The sequence below is a fragment of the Blautia ammoniilytica genome, from assembly GCF_025566965.1.
GTDB lineage: Bacteria > Bacillota > Clostridia > Lachnospirales > Lachnospiraceae > Blautia_A > Blautia_A ammoniilytica.
Genome location: NZ_JAOQJL010000012.1, coordinates 1 through 16,124, shown reverse-complemented (window position 1 = coordinate 16,124; position 16,124 = coordinate 1). Strand labels below are relative to the sequence as shown.

General features: G+C 38.8%; 14 protein-coding genes. 2 read left to right on the top strand and 12 right to left on the bottom strand.

All coding sequences use genetic code 11. From position 1 onward, the window contains the following. Positions 1-10 precede the first annotated feature (10 nt). Together OCV61_RS07525 and OCV61_RS07520 are read right to left on the bottom strand one after the other, a co-directional pair. Positions 11-190: a hypothetical protein gene (locus tag OCV61_RS07525; RefSeq protein ID WP_158421298.1), complete on the bottom strand. Its 180-nt coding sequence runs from the start codon at positions 188-190 to the stop codon at positions 11-13. A gap of 67 nt (positions 191-257) precedes the next feature. Then, on the bottom strand, positions 258-1,187 hold the full coding sequence (locus OCV61_RS07520; RefSeq protein WP_158421297.1) for an alpha/beta fold hydrolase: 930 nt from the start codon (positions 1,185-1,187) through the stop codon (positions 258-260). Positions 1,188-1,637: 450 nt separating this feature from the next. Between OCV61_RS07520 and OCV61_RS07515 the strand changes: the two genes are divergently transcribed. Continuing rightward, on the top strand, positions 1,638-3,020 hold the full coding sequence (locus OCV61_RS07515; RefSeq protein WP_262582740.1) for a DUF5067 domain-containing protein: 1,383 nt from the start codon (positions 1,638-1,640) through the stop codon (positions 3,018-3,020). Between the two features lie 234 nt (positions 3,021-3,254). Here the strand turns inward: OCV61_RS07515 and OCV61_RS07510 are convergent, their stop codons facing one another. After that, positions 3,255-3,827, bottom strand: coding sequence for a M48 family metallopeptidase (locus OCV61_RS07510; protein WP_262582739.1), 573 nt, complete (start codon positions 3,825-3,827; stop codon positions 3,255-3,257). A gap of 99 nt (positions 3,828-3,926) precedes the next feature. Here OCV61_RS07510 and OCV61_RS07505 point away from each other — a divergent pair, with 99 nt between their 5' ends. After that, the gene (locus tag OCV61_RS07505) at positions 3,927-4,142 is read left to right on the top strand and encodes a DUF378 domain-containing protein (protein WP_158421296.1); all 216 of its coding nucleotides are present in this window, start codon (positions 3,927-3,929) and stop codon (positions 4,140-4,142) included. Positions 4,143-4,405: 263 nt separating this feature from the next. Here OCV61_RS07505 and OCV61_RS07500 read toward each other — a convergent pair whose 3' ends face one another. From OCV61_RS07500 to OCV61_RS07460, 9 genes are all read right to left on the bottom strand, one after another. Next, positions 4,406-7,705, bottom strand: coding sequence for a DUF5107 domain-containing protein (locus OCV61_RS07500; RefSeq protein ID WP_158421295.1), 3,300 nt, complete (start codon positions 7,703-7,705; stop codon positions 4,406-4,408). A 334-nt stretch (positions 7,706-8,039) separates the two neighbouring features. Continuing rightward, a complete protein-coding gene (locus tag OCV61_RS07495; protein WP_262582738.1) occupies positions 8,040-8,948 on the bottom strand; it encodes a dihydrodipicolinate synthase family protein in 909 nt (302 codons plus the stop codon). 4 nt (positions 8,949-8,952) lie between these two features. After that, the gene (locus OCV61_RS07490) at positions 8,953-9,681 is read right to left on the bottom strand and encodes an N-acyl homoserine lactonase family protein (protein ID WP_158421293.1); all 729 of its coding nucleotides are present in this window, start codon (positions 9,679-9,681) and stop codon (positions 8,953-8,955) included. A gap of 14 nt (positions 9,682-9,695) precedes the next feature. Next, the gene (locus tag OCV61_RS07485; RefSeq protein ID WP_158421292.1) at positions 9,696-10,871 is read right to left on the bottom strand and encodes a mandelate racemase/muconate lactonizing enzyme family protein; all 1,176 of its coding nucleotides are present in this window, start codon (positions 10,869-10,871) and stop codon (positions 9,696-9,698) included. Beyond that, positions 10,871-11,830, bottom strand: coding sequence for a Gfo/Idh/MocA family protein (locus tag OCV61_RS07480; protein WP_158421291.1), 960 nt, complete (start codon positions 11,828-11,830; stop codon positions 10,871-10,873). Before OCV61_RS07480 ends, OCV61_RS07485 begins: the two co-directional genes overlap by 1 nt. A 2-nt stretch (positions 11,831-11,832) precedes the next feature. Next, positions 11,833-12,675, bottom strand: a complete 843-nt coding sequence (locus OCV61_RS07475; RefSeq protein ID WP_158421290.1) for a carbohydrate ABC transporter permease — start codon at positions 12,673-12,675, stop codon at positions 11,833-11,835. A gap of 4 nt (positions 12,676-12,679) precedes the next feature. Beyond that, positions 12,680-13,567, bottom strand: coding sequence for a carbohydrate ABC transporter permease (locus tag OCV61_RS07470; protein ID WP_158421289.1), 888 nt, complete (start codon positions 13,565-13,567; stop codon positions 12,680-12,682). Positions 13,568-13,633: 66 nt separating this feature from the next. Further along, positions 13,634-14,950 carry an ABC transporter substrate-binding protein gene (locus tag OCV61_RS07465; RefSeq protein WP_158421288.1) on the bottom strand — a complete coding sequence of 439 codons (1,317 nt, stop codon included), beginning with the start codon at positions 14,948-14,950 and terminating at the stop codon, positions 13,634-13,636. Between the two features lie 32 nt (positions 14,951-14,982). Then, entirely contained in the window at positions 14,983-15,882 is a 900-nt protein-coding gene (locus tag OCV61_RS07460) for a dihydrodipicolinate synthase family protein (protein ID WP_158421287.1), read from the bottom strand. Positions 15,883-16,124 lie beyond the last annotated feature (242 nt).

The window sequence follows — 16,124 nt, the reverse complement described above, 5'->3', positions numbered from 1 at the left end:
ATTTTTAACTTTATGTAAGAAATCCATGAAACTGGGAAACATGACAAATGCAGGCAGAGGGAAACCTATCCTCTGCCTGTGACCATACCAGCTCGCCCTGTCTATCATCACTGGATGCTTTTTTACCACAGCTTACCAGAAAAGCTACACATACCAGCACAAGAAGCAGGATCCATCCTTTTTTCTTCATCTGTTTTCCCCTTTTGGATTGTTTCTATACCTTCATTATTTGCAAACAGATGTTTCTTTATTCATTTTTAAAAAAGTTTCTTTTTGATATATACGGAAATATCGTGATAAACTTTTTCTTTTCCTTTTTCATTAAGGATCTCATGACGCATTCCCGGATATATTTTCCCTTTTACATCCAGATACCCGGCGTGACGCATAGCCTGCACGGATTTTGCAAAATGACGCACATTGACCATACAAGGATCATCCCCTCCGCTGATAAACAGTACTGGCATTTTAGGCTTTCTGCATTCCCAATGTTTTACATCGTAAGCCCGTTTCATTAGTTCAAATAAAGTAATAAAACCATCATCTGTAAAGGTAAAACCACAATAGTCTGACTGGTGATAAGCATCACATACTTCCTTGTCTGAGCAGATCCAGTCCTTACACTGCTCATCTTTCAGGAATTTTGCATAATAAGAAGCAAAGGACATTGTCTCTAAAAGCTTGCTTTTATGATCCATCCCACAAAGCTTTCCCTCTGCTTTTGCTATGGCTGTGCCTAATGGCCTGGCTGCATTTTTACTTGGAGAGCCACATACGATCAGCATATCCATACAATCATCATGCTCTCTTGTGTAAGCACGTACTGCCAGTGATCCCATACTGTGCCCCATCAGGATCAGGGGCAGATCCGGAAATCTTTCTCTTAGTCCCTGGTTCACAGTATGAATGTCTAACAAAAGTGCATCTGCACCGCCGCCATACATATGCCCCAGGTCTTCTTTTCTCCGCACACTTTTCCCATGGCCTCTGTGATCATGGATGATCGTCAAAAAGCCTTGCTGTGTCATGTATTCCATAAATGGAAGATATCGTTCTTTGTGTTCGGCCATGCCATGGACCAGCTGCAGGATTCCTTTGTAAGGGTGTGCATTCGGAATCAAAGCAAGTACCGAGATCTCCAGCCCGTCTGCCTGGGAATAAAAGCTTCCTTCATATTTTTTGCTCATGTTCTTCCCCTTTCTGCGCCTTGTGTAGATATTAATTATTATAAAGGTGCTGCGTTGCCATTGTCAACGGATTCTGGTATAATGGGGGCGGCTGGGATACAGTAAAGTAACGATTGGCAAGTGTTTCGTTGAGTTATCGAGACGTGTGTAATAATAAAATAATAATGCAGAAAAGATATGTCTTATATATCAGGACTTCGTTTTCGGATTTCTCCCGTGCGCTTATTATCTCTGTCATTTGCCAAACTCACGCCTACGGCGTTCAGACACGGCAAATAACAGAGAAGCTAGCTCGGTCGAAATCTTCGAAAGCCTCGCATGATATATAATCCATATGCTTTTCTGCTTATACCGAACACTACTCTGTATCAAATGTTCAGTTTGCCAATGGTTATTTTACTGTATCTGTGGTATGATTTGTTGACTGTGTAAATTTTATCAGGAGGTATTATGGACGATAATAAATACGATGAGCAGTTAGGTGATATGGCTGAGGAGGACAATAGCGTCCCGGATATTGAAAACAATGAGAACACCCCAGATATTGAAGATAACGAGAACACCCCAGAGGTTGAAGATGACGATTACACCCCAGAGGTTGAAGATGACGATTACACCCCAGAGGTTAAAGATAACGAGAACACCCCAGAGGTTGAAGATGACGATTACACCCCAGAGGTTGTGGATGATGATAACACCCCGGATGTTGAAGATGAGAATGAAGAAGCTGACGCCGAGGATAAGGATGTCACGGTTGATGAGCCAGTTTCGTCAGGGCGAAAGCGCAAGAAAAAGAAGCGTACTGGTCTGATTTTGTTTTTGCTGGTTCTGATTCTGGCAGCTGGCGGGGCTGCCGGTTATTATATGTATCTGCGCACTCAGCCTCAGGAGGCTGTGGAGGAATATCTGTCAGCTGTTCAAAGGCTTGATTTTACCGCTATGGAGGGTATGCTGCAGAGCAATGACCTTTCTGCACTGGATGATGCTGATCTGCGAAATGAAGCTTATACAGAGTTTTTCAAAAGCATTAACGAGAAGATGACTTTCAAGATCATCCGTAATGATTTCAGCCTGAATAACGGTACTGCCCGGATCACAGCTCGTATTCAGTATATTGACGGCACTGAGATTTATAAGGAAACCGTCATCGAGTTTCTCCGTCAGATTGCTTCTAAGGCTCTTTCCGGTGAAAGTCCCACTCAGGAAGATGCTCAGACTCAGCTTGCTTCCATCCTTTGTGAAAAAGTAAAAACCACAACACCGGTTTACAGTGAAACAGATATTCTTTATCCGGTGATCAAAACGGATGATACCTGGAAGATTGTTTCCCTGGATGATGCAACGGTAAAGCTTATGTCTGCCAATGTTAAAAATATAGAAAATGAGATCAACCAGACTCTGGACGGCTCAGCGCAAAATACGTCAGATGATCCTGCTGCTTCCGGTACCGATGGCAGCCAGACAACTTCTATTGACATGACAACTACTAATTTCCAGATCCGTTATACCAGACATCAGACAACAAATGATTATGCAGGAAATCCCTGCCTGCTTGTTTACTATGATTACACAAACCTGAGTTCTGTACCTTCCAGTGCAATGGTGGATGTTTCTCTTAGTGCTTACCAGAATGACACTGTTTTGTCTGCTGCTATTCCGGATACCAATGATGATGCCCTTGACCATTATATGGCTGAGATCCAGCCTGGTGAAACGGTCAGCGTATGCCAGGCCTTTTCCCTGAATGATACCAGTGATGTTACTCTGGTCGCTGGAGAAGGTTTGAGTTTCGGCGGCGGTGCTACTACTTCCCAGGTTCTAAAGTTGCAATAATTCAAGTCGAGCAGCCGCGAGACTTGGCGCGTGATTCTGGTCAGCGTAAGCTGACATATTCTTTACAGAATCACTGCGCATCCTCGCGGAGCGTTTATCTCAGTCGGAGATTGGACTCCCACTGAGACGAACTTGCTGTTACTCACCACCTGAAAGAGGTGGGAGTCTTCTCGACTGAGATAAAAAACTGTGGCTTATCTGATTTTGAGCAATAATCAGGTAAGTCACAGTTTTTTATTCTGTATGATATTCTTTTAGCTTTTTTCTGCAATTTCTGTAGTCTGGGCAGTATTTTTCCACTTCCTCCCAAAATCGCTGGGAATGGTCCATATGCCGCCTGTGGGCCAGTTCATGGACTACCACATAATCCAGAAGTTCTTCTGGCAGGTAATACAGCAGATAATTAAAATTCACATTCCCTTTGGAGCTGCAGCTTCCCCATCTTGTTTTCTGATTGCGGATGGTGACCTTTCCCACCTGTACATTCATAATTCTGCAGTAATATTCTACTCTCTCTGCAATTTTTTCCACAATATTTTTCTTGTCTGCTGCTGTCAGGCTGGTAACTGGCGGGGCCGGCACTTTTTCCCCTGAATCTGTATTTCTTGTTTCCCCATATTTTTTAAAGATCCATTCTTCATGTTCTTTTACAAAGTGAACCAGTTTAGGATCTGACAAACTGTAGGGAATCCGCGCATATATATTGCCTGTCTGTTTCACTTCCAGGCCAATGGTCTTTCGACCGGAACGTACTACCTGAACCTTCAGTTTTTCATTTTGATTTTGGATATATATTTCTGTAAGCACGTTTCCTCCTGTATATTTCTGTACATAGTTTCCCCGTGATCCGGGAATACTGAGGGCAGGAACGAGTAAACCTGCCTCGTTACAGAAAGGATGGTATTTATGGGTAATAAATTTATGCAATATTTTTCTCTGACTTTAGTAGTGATTGGTGCCATTAACTGGGGATTGATCGGATTCTTTGACATTAACCTGGTGGCATTACTGTTCGGAAGCATGTCCTGGCTTTCCAGGATCGTATATGCATTGGTAGGCCTTTGCGGCCTGTATCTGCTGAACTTCTACAGCTTGGTTGCCACAGAAGGCCAGGAAGGTTGAAATAAGTAATAGATTCAAGTCGAGCATCACTTATAAAATCTACCATACAATTCAAAAATGCATCTACAGGATTCCGATTTTCAAAGACTGAATCCTGCAGATGCGTTTTTTCTTGTAGTAATCTTTGTTTCAAAGTATAACTATCAAATCTAATCAAACGGATATTCTGCAATTCCTTTCGCTACTTGCTCATAATAACAAGAACAGGGCAGAAATTCAACTACTACTCTGTTTTCTACCCTGCTCAAATGCTTATTTATACATTACCAAACAGATTCTATACTTTTCAAATACAACTTCGCCATCAGATGATGTGGATCCAGTTGCAATGTTTCTTTCAGGCACTCAACTGCTTTCTTAGTATTTCCAAGACCCATATTTCCAAGACCCATAAGGAAATAGCAATGAGCTTTGTTTTTTTTGGTAAAATCTTCTTTAAAAATTAACAGATCCGGATATGATACTGCAAAGTAATCCATTTTAACTTTGTCATAAATATGTGCCTCACCGTAGCTAATCAATTTGTAAAACCTGGAGTTCGATGCTGCCTTCTCTCCCAGTTCCAAAAGAGCCATACCTTGGAACATTATCATGTCTGCTGGCTGATCATTGTAGAACATCATACCTGCCGGTTCAGAAGTACCTGTGCTGGCTTTATCAAACAATTCTTTGGATTTTTCAACATTACCAAGTGCCTTCTCCGCCAGTCCCATATAATAATAAATATGATTATCTTTTGTTCCTTCCAGTTTACCTTCTCCAAGATTTTCCGGATAAGTAATTGCTTTTTCCAAAAGTGCTTTTGCACTATCATAATTTTCGTTTGCGATCGCTTTTTTTGCCAGTTCTACCAAAGAAGTGGTATATTGAGTTGTAACTTTTCCTTCCCCACCTTCCCATGGATGGAACTTACGTCCCATCAAAAGTTCATATGCCTTTTCATGATGACCTGCAAAATTCTGCATCGTAATATATTCAATAAACACATCATCTCTTTTCGCAAACGTTTCCGAATATTTTTCATAAAATGCAATCCTGTTTTCCACAGAATAACCAAGTTTCTTATATAACTGATCCAGTTCCAGGAAAATACGTGCATCTGTAGTATCCAGCAAAAAGGCTTTTTCCAATACTTCTTTTGCTTTTTCCGACATGTTGCTCTGATTATAATAAACCAGGGACAAGTTTCGTAGTACTGTCGGATAAGTACAATCCAGCTTTGCGGAAGTCTCCCATGCATCCTGTGCTTCTCCATACTGACGCTTGTCATACCAGATATTTCCGATGTAATAATACGCTTTTGGGAGCTGTGGCTGTAATTTTATTGCTAATTCCAGTACCGCAATATCTTCCAAACTATTTGGAAAACAGCAAAATGGATTTATTTTATCAGCGATAATCACCTTTTTCTTTGCAGCTTCTGTATTTCCCATATCCATCAGACAAGCAGCTCTATAATAATCTAACATTGGCCATTGTGCACCACACAGATTCAGAATACCAAGTGCTTCTTCAAAGCATCCGCTTTCTCTATAATCAATGGCTACCCGAATAAAGTTCTGTGGAAAATTACGCATCCGAATCTTCAATGTCTGCTCTTTTATAGCTTTTTCTTCTCCTTCGGTCAGAAGAACTGCTTCATAACCGGATATATAGTCAAATGGATCTATCTTGAAGTTTTCCTTGATCCACTGTTTTGCTTCTTCGATCTTTCCAAGCTTTCTTAGAATCGTTGCCTTCAATCCGCGTGCCTTAACATTATGGCAATTCTTTACCAGTCCTTTTTCAACAAACTCCAATGCCTGCAAAAAGTCTTCTTTTTTTGCTGAAATAGCAGCAAGGAAATAGAAAGACATCTCCTGCTGTTCATTGGACCAAGTAGCCTTGAAGAATGCATCGTAAGCCTCATCATAACGTCTTTGATAGAATAATGTCAGCCCAAGACCATAATAAGCTTCACTATTGTAAGGGTTGGGATTTTTCCAAGTCATACGCTCCAGGGCTTTGCGAAAATACTTCTCACTCTCTGTCAGCAGACCACGACGGAACAGAAGCATGCCATAGGCAGTATTTAGACGGATATCTCCTTCATCACGTTTCAGACCTTCCTGATAATAGTCATCCGGGAGATAGGTTGCGTGGCGGTACTGTTCAATGTGAAGTCCTGTCAGATACAGTTCTTCGCAGGTTTGGATTTCTTTCGGGTCTTTTGCTGCTTTTGCAGGCTCAGGGATCTTTGCAATCTTTTCTTCCAATGGAGTAAATTCTACAAGTTCTCTGCCATCTGCATTAAACACCCGGACAGTAATGTCAGTCTTATTCTCTACTGGAAGGCTGAGTTTCTTCTCATATACAGCTACAGGAGAAACATCTGCGATTTCCTCGAACACCTCTTCACCCTTCTTCTCCAGAACTATTCTTGCATTCATTTCCACTCCTGTTGCATAAACACACAAAGATATTTCATCGTTTTCAATTTCCATGTTTATCATTGCATCAATAGTGGCGTTCTTTACATAGCCCACCTTCTTGTATGGCATAAAGTACTGCTTAAATGTCTTTTCTTCAAATGGTTTTAACCAGGAGAAATCTGGCTGGTTGTCTGTGTAAACACCGGTCATCAACTCAATATACGGACCATCTTCATCTGTAAGATTGCGATCCCAGGCTTTTCCAAAATCACCGCATCCCCATGTCCACTGTTTCTTACCAGGAGAAATATGATGGTCTGCTACATGAAGAATTCCTGCTTCTTCTCTGTAATCATATCCTCCTACGAAATCAAAGTTGGATTTCTCTGCCATGTAAGATGTAGGAACCGGAATATTTTTATATCTGGAAATATCCACACCTGCACTGTAGTTATGTTTATAATATACACCCGTAGCGATTGGAAATTTAGATACATCACGTTTTCCATGATCCATAACAGCATGTACATCTGGCGGAAAAACAGATTGTGTATAGTCGTTTACAGGTACTGCCGGGTTAGCCCACCACAGGAAAGTTTGCGCCATTGGTGTACGGTTGTAAAGCTGTCCGCGAATCTCAATATATGCTTTGTCCGGATATAAAGTAAAGGATGTGATACCTTTAGTTCCGTACATTTGATCTACATCATTGACCATCACGGTCTTGCTGCCATCCTTGTGTTCTGTCATGGTATAATCTACCGGCAGATAAGTTGTTGGACGGTGATGTTGCGGCCAATTAAACTCAATTCCTCCGGAAATCCATGGTCCTGTCAGGCCAACCAGTGCTGGTTTAATCACATGATTATAATATACAAAATCATAATTATTGGTCTTATCATAGGCCCGCTGAATTCTTCCTCCCAGCTGTGGCAACACCATTACCTTCAAATATTGATTTTCTAGATATAACGCTTTCCAGATCTTATCATGTTTTTCATCTTCTATTGTTTCAATTACTGGATACGGGTACACTCTCCCTGAACTACCCTGATAAACTCGTTTTTCTGAAAAAATAGGATTCTTCTCTGCCACACCAATTTCATAAGTAGGAATGAGCACATCTTCCTCCCAGATTTTTACTGTTTCCATAGGAACCTCCTTATCTTTGCTATACTTCATTTCTTTTATAACTACTGACATAACACAAATTCGCAATGTACCAATAATGCATAATACATATTCATTAATAAAAAGGATCTTCCTGTAAGATTGGTATTGCATCTTGCCAAATATAAACAAACCAACCAAAAGAAGATCCTCTGTCATGAATTGTATGTGAAACAAACCTGTAGGTAAATAGTATTTACATAATCCACTTATTCTTTAAAGATTCTTTTCTAGAGCGAACAAGTTTATTATATTTATAAATACACGAACTCTTCAAGCTATTTCAATCATGCATGTTTTTATTATGTAACACTTCTTATATCGTAGGAAATTCTCTGTATACATATTCCAAGTGTTGCTCCAAAAGTGACAATGTCTGTTTGTCCGGATAATTTCCCGGTTGCCGACATACAGCATTTTTCATAATCCCTCTCCGCTTTAAAATGATTTTTTCAAGAGCAACAAAGGATTCTATATCTCTTTGCATAAAGTGAATGTGGGGCAAATATTTATTAAAAAGCTCAAAAGTTTTTTCTTTCTCTCCATTTTCAAATGCATCATAAATCATACGATATGGGCGAATTAATGCCGCTCCCGGCATTACAGCACAGGCGCCACGAAGTAGTGCTTCATACATGCATTCACCTCCATTACCTACTATGATATCATATTTGTTATTCGTTGCTGTTCTTAATGCTGTAATCGCTGGTCCTGTAGGAGATGCTTCCAGCTTAATATACAACTCTCCAGAATGATGTTCACTGATTTCCTCAAATGTCTGAAGCGAAATCGCCATTCCATTTAAAGCAGGTGCGTACTGAATAATAATTGGAATTTTTACATTTTCTGATATTTCTCTTAAATGGTTTACTAACATTCCCGATGTTGGTGATGCATAACTAGGTGGCATAATATTCAATGCTGCCGCTCCCTTTTTCTCATAGTAAGTAGCTTCTCTTATTGCTAAAACAGTAGCATGACTACTTACAGTTGCAATAATCGGAACCCTTCCTCTATTTGCCTGAATGGCTCTCTGGAACAGTTCTTTTCTTTCATCCATTGTTAGCTTATAAAATTCTGCACCAGCAGCAAATAGACAAATTGCATGCGCTCCATCCCTTATTGCTATGTCTACTATATCTTCAAAATTGCCATAATCTACATATTTACCATCATCAGTAAAAGGAGTTGGTATGACCGGAATAACACCTTTTAGTTTTCCCATTAAACTACCTCCTGTCAAAAATTTTAAAATCATGGGAAGGATATATCATCACAGGCTTCCATGCCCTGATTTTTTCAAATACAGTTTCACATTCTTTACCGTTTACGCACAAACCCACCGGTATTTCCTCCTGTAAGTTCTTTTCTGTCATTACTACATCACCAGTAATAACGCCATATCCTTCTTCCATATTAACAATCACCATCTGAGAGCCATATGTATGCCCACCTATATATTGTATATAGATTCCCGGAATTATTTCCTGTGCACTTTCCGCTTGAATTAAATGCACTCTGTCCCTGTTCTTTTTCAGCCAGGAAAACCACTCCTCCGGATATTCCTCCGGATGATTTTCCGCTCGATTCCATTCCTTTTCATGACAATAGTATTGGGCATTTGTAAAACATTCAGCATTTCCAGCATGATCCCAATGAAGATGCGTAAAAATAACTGCCTCTACTTCTTTCGGTTTCACAGATGCTTCTTTAAAAATATCTTCCAAGGATTGACTACGTTTTACACTTAACTGAAGTTTTTCTGCACATACCGATGGATCTCCAAAGCCTGTATCTACTACCACTAAATGTCCACAAGTTTCTAAAAGAAACATTACAGAGGGCACATACCCCTGGTTTTCTGGTTTTCCATTTCTATACTTAATATCATCTCTGACCATTCCAAAACTTCCAGTCAAAACAGGAGTTATTTTCCAAATCTGCTTTTCCTTTTCCACAGTTCTCTCCTTATTTAATACAATGGGACAAATTCTCCTTTATTCACCGCATCAATATCATTATATGCATATTTCTTTATTGTTTCTTCTTTCAGTTCTACTCCCAGTCCAGGTAAATCCTGTATTAGCTCCACATACCCATTTTTATATAAAATAGGCTTTATCAGAAGTTCCTCTCTAAGAGGATTTAAAGTCTGATCATGTTCCATGATAAAGGCTTCTGGTTCAGATGCCATAAAATGCATGTTCGCCATAAATCCTACCCCGCTTCCAAAAATATGCGGTGCCATTCTCATATGATGTGCTGATGCGATTGCAGCAATTCTCTTACACTCAGATATTCCTCCTGAGCGCGTCACATCTGGCTGTATCATATCCACAGCATGCCCTGTGATCAAAGGTGCAAAACCATACCTTGTAAATTCATTTTCACCTGCAACAATGGGAATGCTTGTATTCGCAGTTAGACGTTTAAATCCTTCTACATCATCGGGATGAAGTGGCTCTTCCAGCCAAAAAAGGTCACAATTTTCTAGTTTTTTACATACACGATATGCTGTATCATAAGTCCAAGGAAAGTTCGTATAACATTGACCTGCATCTACAAGAAGAGCTGGTTTAGGTCCTACTCTTTTTCTCAATTCCTGAATTAATTCAATATCTTCCTCTGGATCTTCATTTCCAATTCTAACCTTAAATCCAAAATATCCTTTTGAAATATATCCAAGAGCTTCTTCAGCCAGAGAATCAACAGATTTTGCCATTCCCCCACTAGCATATGCCTTGAATTTTGTTCTATATTTTCCACCAATCAAATCATAAACAGGTCTTTGAAGTATTTTTCCTATAACATCATATAAAGCAATATCAATGCCGCTAATGATTGTTGCAATTACTCCTCGCCTTCCATAATGTGCAGACTGAACATAGAGTTTTCTCCATATTTTTTCAATATTAAATGGATCTTCTCCCAGAATCATCTTTTTAAATCGTGTATTTATCATCGTTTCTATTGCTCTCGGAAGATACGCTGACTCACCAATTTCTCCAAGACCAGTATATTTATCATCCACGGTAATACGTACTAACACACAATTTCTTTGGAGTGTAGCACCCCCTGACCACTTCCACTTTTCATCCTGTTCATATCTGTAGCATAATAAAATTGTTTCCACATCCGTTATCTTCATTACAGTCCCTCCACAACTACTTTTTCGTTAATTGCTTTTACAATTGCTTTATGAAGTAAGCAAACCTTTTTCGCATCCTCCATTGTGGAAATCGGTTGTTTTCCCTCTAGAATACATTTCTCAACAAACCATTTCATCTCTTCATTAAACATTTCCTGGTACAAACTTTGTTCATATTCAACATCCGTTTTTTCCATAAAATCTCTTCTGGAAAAACTCATACATCCTTTATTTCCTATAATTTTGATTTTAAATGTCCACGGTTCTGATGAACAATCCTCGGCCGCCCATGTTACAAAAATTTGTACAATCGTACCCTGAGCATATTCCAACATTACCGAAACCTGAGCACCATCTGTCTCATTTTCCTTTCCCTCTATACATGTACGAAATGCTGTTGTCCGCATTGGCATACCTAAAAATGCCAAACAGAGATACAATTGATGACAAAGGACATCTGTTTCTGGTCCTGTATACTTTACCGCCAATTCTTTCGGCATATAATACATCTCTGATAAATAAACGTATGCAGGAACTCCCAGTCTTTTTCCTTCAAGAGCACGTTTCATCCGTATTAGTTCTGGCAAATAGATATAACTATGTCCAGGCATACAAACCACTTTATTTTTCTTGGCTGCTATGGACATCTCTTCTATTTCTCTATCAGAAAAACTCACAGGTTTTTCTACCAAAACATGTTTTCCCGCTTCAATACCTTTCATCGCATATATATAATGAAACTCCGGAGGTGTAAGAATACACAAAGCATCTACAAGAGAGGATTCACAGATTTCATCTCCTGACAAAACAGGAACTCCTATTCTTTCTCCAAGTTCTTGAGCATGTCTTCCCCCTGAAACGGCTGCAATTTCTGCCCATTCACACTCTTTTATCGCCAAAATATGATTTTCCGCTACTCTTCCGCACCCTATCAGACCTATTTTAATTTTATTCTTCATTTTCACTCCTTAACTGCCCCCATAGTAAATCCCTGCACCAAATATTTTTCTAGATATGTAAATAACAATAATCCTGGTAAACATGCCAATACTGATCCGGCCATTATCTGTCCCCAATTCACGCTGCCATGTTGTCCTTGCATAAGAGCTATTCCTACGGTAATTGTTCTCATACCTTCAGTTCTGGCAAACGTAAGTGCATACATATATTCCTGCCATGAAAGAATAAATGCAAACATGGCAACTGTCACTATTCCCGGAGCAGCCAAAGGCACAATAATCCCAAACAGTATTCTCAAACGACTACACCCGTCAATTCTCGCAGCTTCTTCAAGCGATACTGGAATCGTATCAAAATATCCCTTTATCATCCATGCACAAAACGGCATTGCAAAAGTTGTATATGCTATAATCATAGACAAATGCGTATTTAAGAGTCCCAATTTGCTCATGATCATATACATTGGAATTAAAAGAAGCATAGAAGGAAACATCTGCACTACAATCAACAATGCAGAAAAAAAGAATCTGCCATGGAAACGAAAACGGGATATCCCATATCCTGCGAACATGGCAACTACAAGCGATACCCCCATAGTTGCAAAAGAAACTATGAGCGAGTTTACAAAATATGTTTTAAAATATCCCCTATTCCATATTTCTCCGTAATTTTTAAAACTAAATTCTGATGGCAACCACTTTGGTATCTCCTGAAAAATTTCATCTGCTTCTTTAAAAGAAGTAGAAACCATCCATAAAAATGGCAAAATCAAAACAACTGTTAAAATCAAAATTACAAAAGTATATCCTATTTTACTATATTGTTTCTTTTGTGCCCGTGTCATTTACTCACTCCTTCAATAATTTCTTCACATACACAATACATGGAACAATCAGCACAAGCATCATGATAACGGCTGCTGCCGAAGCATAGCTTGTTTGGAATGTTTGCATGAACAAACGGTATATATATACAGGAAGAGATAACGTAGCTTCTCCTGGTCCTCCCTTTGTTACAACTTGTATAATTTCCAACTGATTAAAATTCCATATGGATGTAAGAATTGATGTAATCAACATGATACTTTTTAACATAGGAATCGTAACAAAACGAAAACACTGACTTCCTCTTGCGCCGTCTACTTTTGCCGCTTCATACAAATCACCAGGTATTGCCTGAATTCCAGCAAGTAATGTAATCGCAACAAAAGGAATGCTCTTCCATATAATGACCATAACAACTGATACAGCAGCCAATTTCTCATCAGATAGCCACGAAAGATTATGTGAAATAATCCCTATACTTTTCAAAATATAATTCATCATTCCAAAAGATTCATTCAAAAACCATTTCCATATAATACCTGCTATGGCATTTGGAATAATCCATGGAATCAAAACCAAACATCGAAATAATTTCTTGCAATAAATATCTTTGTTTAAGAGTACCGCAAACAATAGGCCAAAAAACAATTCAAATACAAGAATAACAAGTGTCCATAAAACAGAACGTCTTAATGCATCCAAGAACATAGAATCCGTTAATAATGATTTATAATTATCCAGTGCTACAAATTCTGGTTGTACAGGACGAATCAGACTTTCATTATAAAAGCTGTTAATAATTCCTGACAAAACAGGATAAATTAAAATAACCAAAATCAAAGCAGCACATGGAAAAAGAAATAAATAAGGTGTTGCTGTTGTCTTAATTTTTGTTTTTATTCTTTTTTTCATCCAATGTCTCCCTCGCAAATTGAATCCGAGAGTGCTTTTTCAGCACTCTCGCTTCAATTATGACCATCACTCTCCGTGAAATTCCTTTAACTTTTCATCAAGCATATGAATCCCCTCGTCAACTGAAACACTTCCCATCAGCATCTGCTGCACTGTAGAATTGCCATACATACTGGTAAGGGATTGCCATGAAGGATCAAGCGGTGGTATCATACAGTAATCTACTTCATCTAAGAACGGCTGAAGTTTTTCATCATAGTTTTCCTTTGCATACTGTATAAAGTCTTCAGAATACAACATACCTCCTGCAGCATTGCAAAAAGCTCCAGCTATAGTTAATCCCTCTATATCACTTGGTGTATTATAAAAATAATCTAAAAACTTCCATGCTTCTTCTTTATGCTCTGAAGCTTCCAAAATATTGAATGTATTAGGATAACCTCTGTATACAGTATTGTCCGGACCATCAAACATAACGGCGGTTCCCCATTTACCATCCAAATCTGGTCCCTTTTCTGCAACAGATCCCGTCACCCATGCTCCGTTCTGCATCATTGCAACTTCTCCTGATACAAAAGCATTTGTTACTGCCTCCCAGTCATAATCAACAACACTATCAGGAGTTACTTTATGTGTCTGTACAAGATCAACCATCAATTGGGTTCCTTTTATCGCTGTTTCATCAGAAAGCCTTGATTCCCATTTTCCCTCGTCATATGTTGAGATATCTGCTCCGCACATTTGCATAAACTGTACCCAATAATCGGAAGCATTCTCTGCCTGTACCGGCCAAGCATATCCATACTGATCTATTACCCCATCTCCATCTGTATCTTTTGTCAAAGCTTTTGCATATTCCAGAAATTCATCATATGTTTTTGGAGGCTTATTTGGATCAAGTCCTGCTTCTTCAAAAAGATCTTTTCTATAGAACAATGCCCAGTTACATCCTTCTTGCGGCAGTCCATCAATTTTTCCATCTTCCGCTGTAATCATTGCTTTTGCACTTGGAAGAAAGCTATTTATAAGTTCTTCCGGTACCAATGTACTTAAATCTGCTATCGCTCCAATTCCTCTGTATTCTGCAAGCATAGATGTATTGCACATAATCAAATCTGGTGCATCTCCACTTACAATAGAAGTCATAATCTGAGATGGTGCATCTGTCCAGCTACTCCGTGTTTCTATAATTTTAATACCCGGATTTTTTTCTTCAAAATCTGCAATTGCACGTTCCAAAATTTCAAGCTGTGCAGGAACCCACGCTGTATGCAGAAACTGAATTTCTACCGTTTCCTCTGCTTTAGCTTCATAACTCATGGCACCAAACATTCCTATAGATAGTGCTGCACAGAGAAACATACTTACAAACCTTTTTTTCATTACCAAACCCTCCTGTTCTATTATACTTTTCTTTAGCTCATCCTCAACTTCTGCACCAAAATTGTCATCTGCTCAATCCACTGATAACAAAATACATCGTTTAAATTATAAAAATGACGCTGTATTTCACCTGAATCCACACCTATAACCTTTGATAAAATACGGTAGTTTTCCGGAAATGAAATCCCATCCAAATGCCTTACAAGCTGTATAATATTCATTTGAATCTCTGATGCCCTTTCCAAATTTCTTTGATGGTATGATTCCAACAGTTCATTTTCTTCTTTATCAAACATCCAACTAAGTGCCGATATGCATCCCGATACTCCAAGAGTAAGCGCTGGCAAAAAACATGCATCTTGTCCTGTAAAGACATGAAAATCTGGTCTTTTGTCTTTTACCACCCCCATCACCTTTGATAAATACAAAAAATTACCACTACTATCTTTCAACCCGATAATATTTGGAATAGCAAGAAGCTCTTCCATATATTGCAAGGGAATTTCAGGCGCACAAAACGGAATATTATACATAAGAATTTTTATTCTTGGTGGAGCTTTTTTAGATATGGTTCTATAAAAATCCAATACATTTTCCGGCGTCTGAGGAAAATAATACGGAGGACATATAAGTGCATATTGATATCCGATTTTATCCATATACTTTAAAAGATTCAGCACACTTTCTTCCGTAGGTGCACTTGCTCCTCCAATTAAAATCTTATTTTTTCCAGCCACCTCCATACCTGCTGCAAGAACTTTCTTCTGTTGCTCAGCGTTCATATAAATAAATTCTCCCGTTGAGCCACACATAAGAAGACCTTTCACACTCGTATCTCTGCAATAAATAAGTTCTTGATATAGTGCTTCCATATTTAACTGCCCATCACTGTCAAAAGTAGTCAGTGTAACTCCATATATTCCCCGTTCCATTTACCCTCCTAACTGTTCTTATATATGAACGTTATTTACATATCCGGATTATGTTTATATAAATATTATCATAATAAAGTTAAACTGTCAATATTCTTATTTTCACCATTTTTTTTACATCTATTTTGTCTATATTTCACATATATTCAAGTTTGTGCAAATTCTGCTCGAACGGTACGCCTATTCTGAAATCAGCGGTACATTCATTCTGATTTAGCGGTACGCGTTTTCTGCTCAAAACG